At 64.0% G+C, this 13,840-nt stretch carries 8 protein-coding genes; 5 read left to right on the top strand and 3 right to left on the bottom strand.

Annotation, left to right across the window (positions count from 1 at the left end):
• Nucleotides 1–19: 19 nt before the first annotated feature.
• The 3 genes from AB0N72_RS05085 to AB0N72_RS05075 all read right to left on the bottom strand — a co-directional run bounded on the left by AB0N72_RS05085 (nt 20) and on the right by AB0N72_RS05075 (nt 3,594).
• Nucleotides 20–1,702 carry a DUF885 domain-containing protein gene (locus AB0N72_RS05085; RefSeq protein WP_363929879.1) on the bottom strand — a complete coding sequence of 561 codons (1,683 nt, stop codon included), beginning with the start codon at nt 1,700–1,702 and terminating at the stop codon, nt 20–22.
• A gap of 66 nt (nt 1,703–1,768) precedes the next feature.
• Nucleotides 1,769–2,014, bottom strand: a complete 246-nt coding sequence (locus tag AB0N72_RS05080) for an acyl-CoA carboxylase subunit epsilon (RefSeq protein ID WP_363929878.1) — start codon at nt 2,012–2,014, stop codon at nt 1,769–1,771.
• Complete coding sequence (locus AB0N72_RS05075; RefSeq protein ID WP_363929877.1) at nt 2,011–3,594, bottom strand: acyl-CoA carboxylase subunit beta; 1,584 nt, start codon at nt 3,592–3,594, stop codon at nt 2,011–2,013. Before AB0N72_RS05075 ends, AB0N72_RS05080 begins: the two co-directional genes overlap by 4 nt.
• A 216-nt stretch (nt 3,595–3,810) precedes the next feature.
• Here AB0N72_RS05075 and AB0N72_RS05070 point away from each other — a divergent pair, with 216 nt between their 5' ends.
• From AB0N72_RS05070 to AB0N72_RS05050, 5 genes are all read left to right on the top strand, one after another.
• Nucleotides 3,811–4,689: an NAD(P)-dependent oxidoreductase gene (locus tag AB0N72_RS05070; RefSeq protein WP_363929876.1), complete on the top strand. Its 879-nt coding sequence runs from the start codon at nt 3,811–3,813 to the stop codon at nt 4,687–4,689.
• 67 nt (nt 4,690–4,756) lie between these two features.
• Nucleotides 4,757–5,680, top strand: coding sequence for a biotin--[acetyl-CoA-carboxylase] ligase (locus tag AB0N72_RS05065; protein ID WP_363929875.1), 924 nt, complete (start codon nt 4,757–4,759; stop codon nt 5,678–5,680).
• Nucleotides 5,673–6,266, top strand: a complete 594-nt coding sequence (locus AB0N72_RS05060) for a PH domain-containing protein (RefSeq protein WP_363929874.1) — start codon at nt 5,673–5,675, stop codon at nt 6,264–6,266. The genes AB0N72_RS05065 and AB0N72_RS05060 overlap by 8 nt, the downstream gene beginning before the upstream one ends.
• Nucleotides 6,256–7,452, top strand: coding sequence for an adenylate/guanylate cyclase domain-containing protein (locus AB0N72_RS05055; RefSeq protein ID WP_363929873.1), 1,197 nt, complete (start codon nt 6,256–6,258; stop codon nt 7,450–7,452). The genes AB0N72_RS05060 and AB0N72_RS05055 overlap by 11 nt, the downstream gene beginning before the upstream one ends.
• A gap of 139 nt (nt 7,453–7,591) precedes the next feature.
• A complete protein-coding gene (locus tag AB0N72_RS05050) occupies nt 7,592–13,726 on the top strand; it encodes an Ig-like domain-containing protein (protein WP_363929872.1) in 6,135 nt (2,044 codons plus the stop codon).
• Nucleotides 13,727–13,840 lie beyond the last annotated feature (114 nt).

The raw sequence follows: 13,840 nt of genomic DNA, 5'->3' as shown, positions 1-13,840 counted from the left end.
GGCCTTCGGCCTACAAAGCTCAACCCAGGAGTGCCCTTCGCAGCACGTCCAGGCCGACCGAGCCGATGTTAAGGGCTTTGCTGTGGAATGACTTGAGGTCGAAGCCCTCGCGGGTTTCCAGTTCAGCCCGGATCTGCTCCCAAAGGCGCTGCCCCACTTTGTAGGAGGGCGCCTGCCCCGGCCAGCCGAGGTATCGGGCGAATTCGAACTGAAGCTGGCCCTCGCTGATGTCAAGGTTGGCTTTGAGGAAGTCGAAGCCCTTGTCCGGAGTCCAGGTCCCGGATCCCCAGCGTTCCGGGACGGGCAGTTCCAAGTGGACGCCGATGTCGAACACCACGCGGGCAGCGCGCATGCGTTGGCCGTCCAGCATGCCCATGTGGTCGCCCGGGTCCTTGAGGTAGCCAAGTTCGAGCATGAGCTGCTCGGCGTACAGCGCCCAGCCTTCGCCATGGCCTGAGACCCAGCAGACATTGCGGCGCCAGTTGTTGAGCAGTTCGCGCCGGTATGTAGCCGTTGCCACCTGCAGGTGGTGTCCCGGAACGCCTTCGTGGAACACCGTGGTGGTCTCGGACCACGTGGTGAAGGTGTCTTCGCCGGCAGGGACGGACCACCACATGCGGCCGGGCCGCGAGAAATCGTCGGAGGGGCCGGTGTAGTAGATGCCACCCTCGTCAGTGGGCGCGATCATGCATTCGAGCGTCTTCATGACGTCGGGAATGTCGAAGTGGACGTCGGCGAGTTCGGACACCGCCCGGTCGGAGAGCTCCTGCATCCACGCTTTCAGGGCATCGGTGCCCTTGATCTGGCGGGCGGGATCGTTGTTCAGGATGCTCTTGGCTTCCTCGATCGAGGCACCCGGCTTGATCTGCCCGGCGACCTTCTCCTGCTCTCCGATGAGGCGCTCGAGTTCCTGGACGCCCCAGGCATAGGTCTCTTCCAGGTCCACTTGGGCGCCCAGGAATGAGCGGGAAGCCAGCGCGTACCGTTCGCGTCCGACCGCGTCCTTTTCCGGAGCTGCGGGGAGGAGCTCGTCCCGGAGGAAGGCTCCCAGCGAACCGTAGGCTAACCGCGCGGCCGCAACGCCGTCGTCGAGCTTGGCCTGGAGTTCTTCAGGGAGCGGCGAGCCATCGATAGCCGCCCCGGCGGCCAGCTTGGCGAAGAAGCCGTCCTCCGCGGCGTAGCGGCCTGTTTGCTCCATGACGATCCGTACCTGGCGCGCGGCGGCGACTTTGCCGTTGGCGGCCGCAGTGCGGAGCGATGCGATGTAACCCTCAATGGCCCCGGGAACGTTGGCGGCCCGGCCGGCGATGTGCTCCCAGTGCTCCAGGGTGTCCGTGGGCATGAGGTCGAAAATGGCACGGATGTCCTGGGCGGGCGAGGCAATGTTGTTCAGGTCCGCAGCATCCCATCCGGACCCGTGGATCTCCAGGTCCAGCCCCAGCCGTTCACGCATGGCGTCCAGGGTTACGACGTCGGACTCATCCGCCGGTTCCAGGGCGGCCAGTGCTTCAAGGGCTTCGCGGGTAGCCTGCGCATGAGCCCCGGCCCCGGCCGGCGAGTAGTCCTGGTACTCGGTCTCGTGTCCAGGCAGTCCCAGCGTGGTGGCGAAGCTGGGATTGAGTTCGATCAGCTTTTCTGTATACGCGTCAGCGACGGCATCGATGGCGGACTTCGGGCGTACGGGGGTGTTTGGAGTAGTCACCCACAGAGCCTATCCGCGACGCCGCTTACGTGAAAGGGTTGTTTAACTCTTCTACGCGCGGGAAAACTAGCCCCGGCTGCGCCTCCAGGCGCCCGGACCCGGTGTGGGATCCAGTCGAAGCTGTTGGCGTCGCACCCAGTGCCGGACATTTGGCTTGGAAGGGGCCGTTTCCCCGGGTGCGCCAAGCGAAACCACGACGGCGGCAATCGCCGCAAGTTCCTCGGCGGTCGGCTCGCCCTTGACCACCGAAAACAGGGGAGCGGCGGATGTTTCGTCCGGCGCGGCGTCGGCGCGATGCTTGGGCGCGGTCACAGCGGGATGTTTCCGTGCTTCTTGGTGGGCAGGCTCGCACGCTTGTCCCGCAGTGCCCGGAGGCCGCGAATGATCTGGGTGCGGGTGTCCGAAGGGGCGATCACTGCGTCAACGTAGCCCAGCTGTGCAGCCTGGTAGGGATTAAGGAGTTCTTCCTCGTAGCCCTGGATGATCTCGGCGCGCCTGGCCTCGACATCCCCTCCGGCCTCGGCTACGGCGGCGAGATCGCGGCGGTAGAGGATGTTCACGGCACCCTGGGCGCCCATGACGCCGATCTGGGCGGTGGGCCAGGCGAGGTTGAGGTCCGCTCCGAGCTTCTTGGAACCCATCACGATGTAGGCGCCACCGTATGCCTTGCGGGTGATCACGGTGAGCTTGGGGACCGTGGCCTCTGCGTAGGCGTAGAGGAGCTTCGCGCCGCGGCGGATGATGCCTTGGAATTCCTGGTCCTTGCCCGGCAGGAAGCCCGGGACGTCCACCAGTGTGATGATGGGGATGTTGAAGGCGTCACAGTGGCGGACAAAGCGGGCAGCCTTCTCGGAAGCGGAAATGTCCAAGGTTCCGGCGAACTGCATGGGCTGGTTGGCGACGATGCCCACGGTGTGCCCTTCAACGCGGCCGTAGCCGATGATGACGTTGGGGGCGTACAAGGACTGCATTTCCAGGAAGTGGGCGTCATCCACGATCTGCTCAATGACTTTGCGCATGTCGTAGGGCTGGTTGGCGGAATCCGGAATCAGCGAGTCCAACGCGTGGTCGTCGTCGTTGAGTTCCAGTTCCTGGTCGTGCTCTACCACCGGGGCCTCGGAGAGGTTGTTGGAAGGAAGGAAGTCCAACAGTTCACGGACGAACTCGATCGCATCGGCTTCGTCGGACGCCAGGTAAGTGGACGTTCCCGTGGTGGCGTTGTGCTGGCGGGCGCCGCCCAGGGTTTCCATGTCCACGTCTTCGCCCGTAACGGTCTTGATGACGTCCGGTCCGGTGATGAACATGTGGGAGGTCTTGTCCACCATCACCACGTAGTCGGTCAGGGCGGGGGAGTAGGCTGCGCCACCGGCACAAGGGCCCATGATGAGGGAGATCTGGGGTACCACGCCGGAGGCATGGACGTTGTTGCGGAAGATGTCCGCGAACATGGCCAGGGATGCCACGCCTTCCTGGATACGTGCGCCGCCGCCGTCGTTGATGCCGACAACCGGGCAGCCGTTGCGGAGGGCGAATTCCTGGACCTTGACGATCTTCTCGCCGTTGACCTGGCTCAGCGAGCCACCGTAAACGCTGAAGTCCTGGCTGTAGATGGCCACCAGCCGGCCGTCCACGGTTCCGTACCCGGAGACAACGCCGTCGCCCAGGGGCTTTTTCTTCTCCATGCCGAAGGCGGTGGAGCGGTGGACCGCAAGGGCGTCGAACTCAACGAAGGAATCCGGATCAACCAGGAGGTCGATGCGCTCACGGGCGGTGTTCTTGCCCCGTGCGTGCTGCTTCTCGATCGCTTCCGGGCCGGACGGCTGCTCTGCCCGTGCCTGGCGGTCGCGGAAGTCGGCAATCTTTCCCGCGGTCGTTGTCAGATCGTGGCTCATCAAGTGTCTCCGGCTCTGTAGCTGATATTCGCTGGCGCAATCCTGTGTGCGGATCAGTAGCTACTTAAGTAGCTTCCGTACAAAGAACAGGCCTCGCAGTCCACTCTAGTGACGCCTTTGCCGCGAACCGCTGTAGAAACCCTACAATTTTCCGTGCCGTGACCAAATCCCTTGCTATGTTACCCGTCGGTAACATAGTTGGGCTAGAGTGTCCCCATGAGTTCAAGCAACGACGCTTCCAGCACACTTTCCCCGAGCGCCAGCCCCTACGTCGCCACGGGTTCGCTCAAGGACCGGACCATCCTGATGTCAGGCGGAAGCCGCGGCATCGGGTTGGCAATCGCCACCCGGGCGGCCCGCGATGGCGCGAACATCGTCCTCATGGCCAAGACGGGCGATCCCCACCCGAAACTCGAAGGCACTGTCTTCACCGCCGCGGAGCAGCTGGTCGCCGCAGGTGGCCAGGCCCTGCCGCTGGTGGGGGACGTCCGCAATGATGACGACGTCGCCGCCGCAGTCGCCGCCGCCGTCGAGCGTTTCGGGGGCATCGACGTCGTGGTCAATAACGCCTCCGCCATTGACCTGTCCCGCACCGACGCCGTCGACATGAAGCGCTATGACCTCATGCAGGACATCAACGTCCGGGGCACCTTCCTGCTTTCCAAACTGGCGCTGCCGGCGCTCAGGGAATCCGGCAACGGGCACATCCTCACGCTTTCCCCACCGTTGAACCTCGATCCCAAGTGGGCAGGAATGCACCTGGCCTACACCATGGCCAAGTACGGGATGAGCCTGACCACGCTCGGGCTCGCCGAGGAATTGAAGGACGACGGCGTGTCCGTCAACTCACTGTGGCCGTGCACCCTGATTGACACGGCAGCCATCCGCAACATGCCCGGCGGCCAGCAGATGGTGCAGGCGGCGAGGGGCCCGGAGATCATGGCCGACGCAGCCCACGCCGTGCTGACCGGCTCGGGTGCCACAGGAAACTTCTTTACCGATGAGCAGGTCCTGCGCGCGGCCGGTGTCTCCGACTTTGCGCCCTACAGCCTCGGAGCCCCCGAAGACCGCCTGGTGCCGGACATCTTCCTCTAAGCGTATTCACGGCTTCTTTTCAGTGCTGCCGGCCTGCCAAAGCGGCTCAACTGGATAGGATTCAGCTATGGATGCCGAACAGCCAGACAGCAGCGAACCACAGGTCCCGTCGAGCAGGTTGGAACGCCCTGCCCTGGATCGCGAGGCGCTGCTGCAGCCGGACTTCCTGTCCGCGGCCGGCATTTCCCAGCTGCAGATTGTCGAATCCACGGGTTCCACCAACGCGGACCTGGTCCGGGCAGTGACGGTTGAGCCTAAGAAGTGGGCCGACCTCGCTGTGCTGACGGCCGAACACCAGACAGCGGCGCGTGGGCGCCTGGACCGGCACTGGGAAGCGCCCGAGCGCTCCTCGGTCTCCGTCTCCATAGTGCTGCGCCCTGTGACATCACAAGGGATGCCCGTCCCGACTCAGAGCTACTCGTGGCTGTCACTCCTTGCAGCCGTGGCCCTGCGCGAAGCCTTGCAGGAAACGGCTGGACTGACCGCAGACATCAAATGGCCCAACGATGTCCTGGTCAATGGCCGGAAGATCGCCGGCATCCTGGCCCAGATGACGCCCCTCGGGGACGGTTCCGTCCCGGCAGTGATTCTGGGTGTTGGATTGAACGTGTCCCTCGCCGAGGAGGAGCTCCCGGTTCCCACCGCGACCTCGCTCGCCGTGGAGGGGGCCACGACGACGGACCGCACCGCGCTGCTGAAGAGCTACCTTTCGCGGTTCGCCCGGCTCTACCGCAGCTTCTGCAACTCCGAGGGAGACCCGTCAGCCGGCCTGGATGGGGGCGCGTCGCTGCACAAGCGTGTCGAGTCCGCCATGGTCACCCTGGGCCGTGAAGTCCGCGCGCACTTGCCCGGCGACCTTGAGCTGGTGGGCCACGCATCCCGCCTGGACGAACACGGTTCCTTGCTGGTGGTGGACCACGGGGGCCGTGAACACGTCATCACCGCGGGCGATGTGGTGCACCTGCGCGCCACAGAAAGCGGTTATGCGTAAAGAGTTGCTTCCGGGGGAGCAGGTCATCACCATCACGCGTCAACAGGCCCGCTCGCTCTTCTTTCCCGTGCTGGCCTTCATCGCTGTTCCCGCCCTGGCCGCCTACGGCTGCGCCTGGCTGGTCAAAGGCAACGCCCAACGGTTGGTGCCCTTCATTTCGGTGGAGTGGACGCCGTGGCTGATGGGTGCCTGCCTGGTGCTGGCCGCGTGGTTCTTGTTGGCCTACAGCGTCAAGCGCGTACTGAAATGGCGCTCCATCAGGTACATCCTCACCAGCAGGCGAATACTTGCCAGATACGGAATGTTCAGGCGTAACGACTGGCAGGTGTCCTTGGCGTCCATCCGCAACGTGGGAGTCCACCAGAGCCTGCTCCAGCGGAGCTTGCACTCAGGGAATATATCCTTGGATACCGGGCACCCTGAAACGGCCTTGCTGGCCGACGTCCCTGAGGCCGCTAAATTCAGGGGTTTCATTCTTGACGCGATGGACGAACTCCCGCAAGGTGAGGTTTTTGAGGGTGAAGTGCTGGGGGATTATGAAGAATTGCCGTGGGAATTGAGAGAAGGTGGATGGGATGAGCGTTGAGGATCAGCAGTCCGGCGAGGACCTGGACCAGGAGTTCGACGCCGAATCCGAACCTTCAGTGGACCAGGACGGCGAATCGGACGAGGACAACGAATCCGGACCCGCGCAGGCTCCCGTGCCCACAGGTCCGCCCACCGGCGTGATGTCGGCGGAGCGCTTGGCCATCAAGGCCTTGGAGTCCAAGCTCCTTGGCGGTGAACGCAAGCTCCGGCGTCGTGAGGTTGCTGCCGGCGCGGGCGTGTCCATCCTGTCGGCCCGCAAGGTGTGGCGCGCGCTCGGTTTCCCCAACTTCAATGACGAGGACGTTGCCTTCACTGAGCGGGACCAGGCCGCCTTGTCCAGCATCCTGGACCTGGTTCGCGCCGGCATCCTGACCGAAGAGGCTGCGATCTCCGTGACCCGTTCCATCGGCCAGATGACGGACCGCATGGTGGTCTGGCAGATCGAGGCCCTGGTGGAAGACATGGTTTCCGAACAGGGCATTCCCGACGCCGTGGCACGCAAGCAATTGGTGGGTCGGTTGCCCGCCCTTGTGGACTCGCTCGAGGAAATCCTGGTCTACTCCTACCGCCGCCAGCTCAATGCCGGCGTCCAGCGGCTCGCCGTCCGGGCCGAGGCCGGCCTGCAGGCGAGCGAAGAAGGCCGCGAAGGCGACGAAGACGATTCCCCGTTGCCCTTGGCGCGCGCCGTGGGCTTTGCGGACCTGGTCTCCTACACGAGCCTCTCCCGGCGGATGAACGAGAAGACGCTTGCCCAGCTGGTGCAGCGATTCGAGAACAAGTGTGCCGAGATCATCTCCGTTGGCGGTGGGCGACTGGTCAAGACCGTGGGCGACGAAGTCCTCTACATTGCCGAGACGCCCGCAGCCGGAGCCGAAATATCCCTCGCCCTGGCCCAGGCTTTCACAGAAGACGAGATCCTGCCCCAATGCCGGGTGTCCATGGTGTGGGGACGCATCCTCTCCCGGCTTGGCGACATCTATGGGCCCACCGTGAACCTGGCCGCACGCCTCACCACACTGGCCCAGCCCGGCACGGTCCTGGTGGACGCCATGACCGCTGCGGCACTTGGCCAGGACGACCGCTTTGTCCTGGTGCCCCAGAAATCGGAGAACGTCCGCGGTTTCGGTGAAATCCACCCTGTGATGCTGGCCCGTGGCCGCGGCAAGGGCCTGGTGCTGGACTAAACACGGCCTGAAGTGTTGCGCCAGGGGAAGCCCATATTGCGCACCCTTGGCTAATCGATGGATTAACCCGGTACTCTGGGGTTGTTTGTGTCGTGATGGTCCGGGTTGGCTGCGGGCTGCCTAAAAGTGGGGAAAATGGATGGCTCTGACCAATGGGTCCGGGAATCGTCGTGCCAGGATTCGACGTCGTAAAGTCCTCACGGCTACCGCTTTCACGGCAGCCGCTGCGGTCCTGGCGACAGGCGCCATCCTGTACCCGGGGTTCAAGACCACCGAGGTGGACCTCAACGACGGCGGCGTATGGGTAGTCAGTAAATCCAAGAATGCCGCCGGACGGCTCAACTATCCATCCAAATCCTTGGACGGCGCGGTGACTCCGGCCAGCAAGGACTTCGAGATCCTCCAGCAGGCCAGCGACGTTTTCATCGACGACGCCGATGGCGGGACCATCAACCCCGTCAGCGCCGCCAACATGCGCCTGGGCGGGGACCAAAAGCTCCCGGGCTCGGCAGAAGTCAGCTTCGGCAACAAGGTCCTGGCCGTCACCGATCCCTCCAAGGGCAAGGTCTGGGCGCTGACCCCCGGCTCGGTAGGTGGGTTCAGCGACGAATCGCAGCCGGTCCTGGAACAGTCCACCGGCGTGGTGTCCATTGTGGGCAGCGACGACACCATCCACACGGTGGACCCCGAAGCCGGCAGCCTGACAGCCACCAAGGTGGATTCGAACGGCCAGTCGGTGGACTCGCAGGTCCGCAAAGACGACGCCTTGAAGGGTGCCGGGAACCTTCAGCTCACAGCGGTAGGGGACAAGGCAGTTGTCCTCAACGAGGCCACGGGCAACATCATCCTCCCGGGCGGAGCCACAGTGCACCTGGACGACGCCCGCGATGCCAAGCTCCAGCAAAGCGGCACGGAAGCCGATTTCGTGGCGATTGCCACCACTAAGGCCCTCCTGCTCCAACCCCTGGACGGCGGCACGGCCCGGACCATCCAGGCAGACGGCCAGGGCGTACCTGCCGCACCCGTCCATCTGGGCAGCTGCACCTACGCGGCCTGGTCCGGTGCCAACAAGTACATCCGCGAATGCAGCAACGAAGCTGACAACCGGCGCGCCGACGTTCCCAAGGCGAGTGCGTCGCCGTCGTACGTTTTCCGGGTCAACCGCGATCTCGTGGTCCTGAACGACGTCAACTCCGGCAACGTCTGGATGGTCAACCAGAACATGCAGCTGGTCAATAACTGGGATGACGTGATCCCGCCCCAGCAAACATCGGACGACGCCGACAAGGACTCCGCGGACGAAGTCCAGCAAACGGTCCTCCCGGACCGAAGCAAGCCGAACACCCCGCCGGTGGCGAAGCCGGACGCTTTTGGGGTCCGGGCAGGCAAGACGACCCTGCTGCCGGTGCTGGACAACGACGCCGATTCCGACGGCGACGTTCTCACCGTGTCCGCCGACCAGGCCCTGAAGTCGGGTGCGTTGGCGCCTGTGTACGGTGGCACAGGTTTCCAGATTGCTGTTCCGGCCGAACAATCCGGGACGGAGACGTTCAAGTACTCGGTGGACGACGGCCGTGGTGGAACAGCTGCGACCACCGTGGACCTGAGGATCGTCCCGTCAGGGGAGAACGCCGCGCCGCAGCAGAAGCCCAACAGGAACAATGCCCTGGTGGTCCAGTCCGGCAAGATCGCCAATCAGTACATCCTTAGCGACTGGATAGATCCCGACGGCGACGACCTCTTCGCCGTGGCAGCCAGCAGCAGTGATCCCGCGGACCAGGTCAGGATCAGGCCGGACGGGCTCTTGACGTTCCAGGACTCCGGCGCGGGGCCGGGGAAGAAGACCCTTTCCATCACGGTTTCGGACGGCACGCTGACTACCGAGGGACGGATCAGCGTGGATGTCCGCGCCCCGGGAGCGTTGCCGCCCATCGCGAACGCGGACCACGTGGTGGCTGTGGCGGGGCAGGACACTGTCATAGCTCCGCTCAAGAACGACTCGGACCCCCAGGGCGGCACGCTCCGCCTGGCGCAAGCCCAACCCAATGACCAGGCAACCGCGGTCATAGGCCCGGACCAGCAGACGTTCACTTTCAACTCAACGAGCGTCGGCCCCCATTACGTCACCTACATGGTCACCAACGGGCCGGCGAGCGCGCAGCAGCTGGTGCGCGTCGACGTCGTATCCGGCAGTAATGACGGCGCGCCTGTGGCGGTCCGCGACATTGCGCTGTTGCCCAGCGGCGGCAGCGCGGTGGTGGACGTGCTGGGCAACGACTCGGACCCGGCCGGTGGGGTGCTGGTTGTCCAGTCCGTCACGGCGGCCGATGGACTTCCGGTCACGGTGGCGGTGCTGGACCATTCGGTGGTCAAGATCACCGATATCCACGCCACCGGGCAGTTGTCCTTGAAGTACACGATTTCCAATGGGAAAGCTTCCGCCACTGGGGATATTTCGGTCCAGGTGGTCCCGGCTCCCAGCAAGCTCCAGGCACCGCAGGCCAAGCCTGATGAGGTGTCGGTTCGGGTTGGGGACGTGGTGACGATCCCCGTCCTGGAGAACGATTCCGATCCCAATGGCGGAGAGCTGAAACTGGACCCCGTCCTGGCGCAGCAGCCGGATGCCGCCGACGGGCGGATGTTCATTGCGGGTAATTACCTTCGCTTCATTGCAGGCGACGTGCCGAAAACTGTCTACGCGATCTACAAAGTCAGCAACTCCTCGGGACAGACCGATTCCCAGCAGGTGACCATCCGCATCCGGGCCAGGGACGATGCCACCAATACCCGCCCCGAGCCACGGAACCTGACGGCGCGGGTAGTGGCCGGCATGACGGTCAAGATCCCGGTACCACTGGACGGTATTGACGCCGACGGCGACTCGGTCCAGCTCATCGGCGTGGACAAGGCACCTGCCATGGGCACCGCAGTGATCCGGGACGGCTACATGGAGTTCACCGCCGGCGGCAAGTCTGCAGGAACGGACACGTTCAGCTATCGGGTGCGGGACCGCATTGGTGCGGAGAACACAGGCACGGTGATTGTTGGTATTGCTCCTGCTGAAGCCAACAACCAAAAACCGATCGCGATCGATGACGCCATCGATGTCCGGCCGGGCCGCCGCATCGCAGTTGATGCCCTGAAGAACGACTCCGACCCCGATGGCGATCCCATTGGCCTGGTCAATTCCTTTGAAGCCAACCCTGGTCTCCAGGTTGAGGCAGCGTCGGGCAAGGTCCTGTTGACTGCACCCGGCGCCGCCGGGATCGAGAGCATCAGCTACCGGATCCAGGACGACAAGAAGGCCGAGGCCAGTGCTGTGGTCCGGGTCCAGACGAGCCCGACGGCGGCCCTGCATGTTCCGATCGCAGTGGACGACCGCATCACGCTGGCAGAGACATTGGGCAAGACCGCCGTCGACGTCCCGGTCCTCAAGAACGATTCCGACCCCGACGGCGTCGCTGAAGACCTCACTATTACGCTGCCGGATGGGAACCCGAACGCACGGGTGGGCTCCTCGGGAAATGTCGTGGTCACGCTTGTGCCGCAGGACCAGCTGATCCCTTACACCGTCACGGATATGGATGGACAGTCGGCTACCGCCGTGATGTGGATACCGGGCCAGGGCCTCCAGTACCCCACATTGGCCAAGACGGATCCTGTCGAGGTGATGTCAGGCAAGGACATCACGTTGGCGTTGCAGGATTACGTCCGCGTCCGCGAAGGCCGCCAGCCCCGCATCACGGTGGCAGAGAAGATCCGTGTCCAGGGCGGCGATCCCACCAATGTGATCTCCGGCGACGGAAATGCACTGCGCTACGCGGCACAAGCCGACTACGTTGGCCCCGGATCCATCACGTTCGAGGTCACCGACGGCTCCGGCCCGGACGACCCGCAGGGTCTGAAATCCACATTGACCATCCTCACCAAAGTCATTCCGGACCCCAACGCCAACCACCCTCCCACCTTCAGTGGCGCCTCGGTTGAGGCGCCCAAGGGAGAAACCACGGACGTTGAACTGGCCAATCTGGCCAAGGACGTTGACGAGCGCGACCAAGGCAACCTGAAGTTCGAACTCGATGGCCAGCAGGCGGCTGGTTTCCAGGCAAAGGTGGAAGGCACTGTCCTGAAGATCACCCCGGATCTGTCGCTCACACCGGGCGCGGTGGGTTCCTTCCCGCTCAAGGTCACCGACGGCCGCACCGACGCCGTGCGCGCCACCATAACGGCCTCCGTAGTGTCATCGAACAGGCCTCGTCCCGTAGCCAACGACGACGCCGTGGACAAGGCCAACGCCGGACGATCGGAAACCATCAACGTCCTCTCCAACGACTTCAACCCGTTCAATGATGCCGCGCTGACTATTGAAAGTGCTGCGGTGGAGACGGGATCTGCCGCTGGCCAGCCGTCGGTTTCCGGGGACTCGATCACCGTTACCCCGGCTGAGGGTTTCAAGGGCGTGATGGTGGTCCGTTACACCGTCCTGGACAAGACCAAGGACCCGTCCAGGCAGGCCACTGGCCGCGTCCGCATCACCGTGCGGGACAAACCGGACGCTCCGTCAGCGCCCGTTGCCACGGACGTCCGAAGCCGGACCGCCGTGCTGAAGTGGGCGCCGCCGTCGGACAACGGCGCATCCATCACCAAATACACGGTGAAGGCGGCGGGCTTTGAGCAGGTGTGTCCCACCACCACCTGCACGCTCTCGGGACTGACCAACAACGTGAAGTACGTCTTCACCGTTTTCGCCACGAACGAGGTAGGCGACTCGGCGCCATCCACGGCTTCCAACGAGATCCGGCCGGATGAGAAACCCTCGCCACCGGATGCTCCCACCGTCAAGGCCGGGGACAAGAATATGGCCATCACCTGGGCCCCTGCCAAGACGGAGGGATCACCCGTGAAGCATTACAACCTGGAGATCTCGCCGCCCCCGGCCAACGGTATTGCCGTGAAGAACGAGGTCACGGGACTGACGTACACCTGGCCGGGACTTACTAATGGTGTGAAGTACAAGGTCCGTGCCCAGGCCGTCAATGAGCTCGGACCCTCCGACTGGGGCGTGTACTCCATTGAGGACAACCCTGCCGGTCTTCCTGGAGCTCCCGCGGCGCCAACGACGGCCGTGGTTCAGTCCGTGGGAACGCAAAACCAGCTGCGGGCCGATTGGGCAGAGCCGGACACCAACGGTGATCCGATCAAGGCGTACTACGTCACCATGAACGGTGGTAATGGTGTCACCCAAACGCAGACCGTTGCCGGCAGCGTACGGTCGGCAACCTTCACTGCAAACAACTCTGAAGCTGCGTACACCTTCACGGTGCAGGCTGAAAACAAGGCTGGGAAGGGCGGCGTCAGTGCGCCCTCTGCTCCGCGTCGTGCAACAGGCAAGCTCGGAACGGTGGGCAATGTCTCGGCAACTCCGGCAAACACCGGTGGAGCCGGCAAACAAGTGACGATCAATTTCTCTGCGCTGACTCCAGCCCAGCGAAACGGTTCCACACAGAGCGAAGTGAGTTACCGCTACAACGCGAGCACTGGCCAATCGGGGCCCATTACGCCCGGGCAGACAGTGGGCGGGTTCGCCAATGGGCAGGCTACTTCCATCACCGTGACGGCAGTCTCTTCGGTGGCGCCCAGCTCTGACGCCAGCGCTCCTGCTACCACCACACCGTATGGTTCGCCGGGTACGCCGTCGGCCTCTGGTGCCAACGGTGGCCAGAACCAAACCACGCTGACCCTGAACTGGTCCTCTCCCTCCACCGCGAGCAACGACGTCGCCGTGACCAAGATCAGGATCACAGGCGGCGGAACGGACACCGGTTGGATCAACGAGTCCGCCTCCGGCAGCCGGGTGGTGAACACCGGCGGCTACAACCAGACCCGCACCATTGAAGTGCAGACCTTCAACTCGGTGGGCCAGGGCGGAGGCGTGGCGTCGGCAAGTGCCCAGAGCGGTCCGCAGAAAACCTCCTGGGACGCCACGCTGCCTCCTGGCAGCTACCGCACGTGTACAGATACTGCCGCGTCAGGACAGACCTCCTGGGATCCGAATACCCCAGGACACCGCTGCGACGGCAAGGTCTCCGGACCGCCGTGGCAGTACGAGACCAACGGTTCGTTCACGGTGAACTGCTACGTCAACCGCAGCACGCCGTACCTGAACTACGCGGCGTGGTACCACCTCACGAGCGGCCCGAACGCAGGCCGCTTCATCGCCCAGGGCAACACCACACTGGGCGATCCCGGACCCCACCAGATCCCGCAATGTTGAGGCCACAAGCTGCCCGGCGCAGGGAAGTTGTCCCCATCGCGTCCCACGGCACAAAGACAGTACGCTGTCACAGCCAATGGATAGCCCGCTCCCGGGTTTCCTTGGCTGGCCGTG

Origin of the sequence: Paenarthrobacter sp. NPDC089307, assembly GCF_040685055.1 — a bacterium.
GTDB lineage: Bacteria > Actinomycetota > Actinomycetes > Actinomycetales > Micrococcaceae > Arthrobacter.
Note: the sequence above shows the minus strand (reverse complement) of the source record. Positions and strands in the feature narration are given on the sequence as shown.

Bases quoted from the DNA above. Each gene is read 5' to 3' on its own strand.
- AB0N72_RS05065 (WP_363929875.1), top strand. From the start codon at position 4,757: ATGGATGCCGAACAGCCAGACAGCAGCGAACCACAGGTCCCGTCGAGC.
- AB0N72_RS05055 (WP_363929873.1), top strand. From the start codon at position 6,256: ATGAGCGTTGAGGATCAGCAGTCCGGCGAGGACCTGGACCAGGAGTTC.
- AB0N72_RS05075 (WP_363929877.1), bottom strand. From the start codon at position 3,594: ATGAGCCACGATCTGACAACGACCGCGGGAAAGATTGCCGACTTCCGC.
- AB0N72_RS05070 (WP_363929876.1), top strand. From the start codon at position 3,811: ATGAGTTCAAGCAACGACGCTTCCAGCACACTTTCCCCGAGCGCCAGC.
- AB0N72_RS05060 (WP_363929874.1), top strand. From the start codon at position 5,673: ATGCGTAAAGAGTTGCTTCCGGGGGAGCAGGTCATCACCATCACGCGT.
- AB0N72_RS05050 (WP_363929872.1), top strand. From the start codon at position 7,592: ATGGCTCTGACCAATGGGTCCGGGAATCGTCGTGCCAGGATTCGACGT.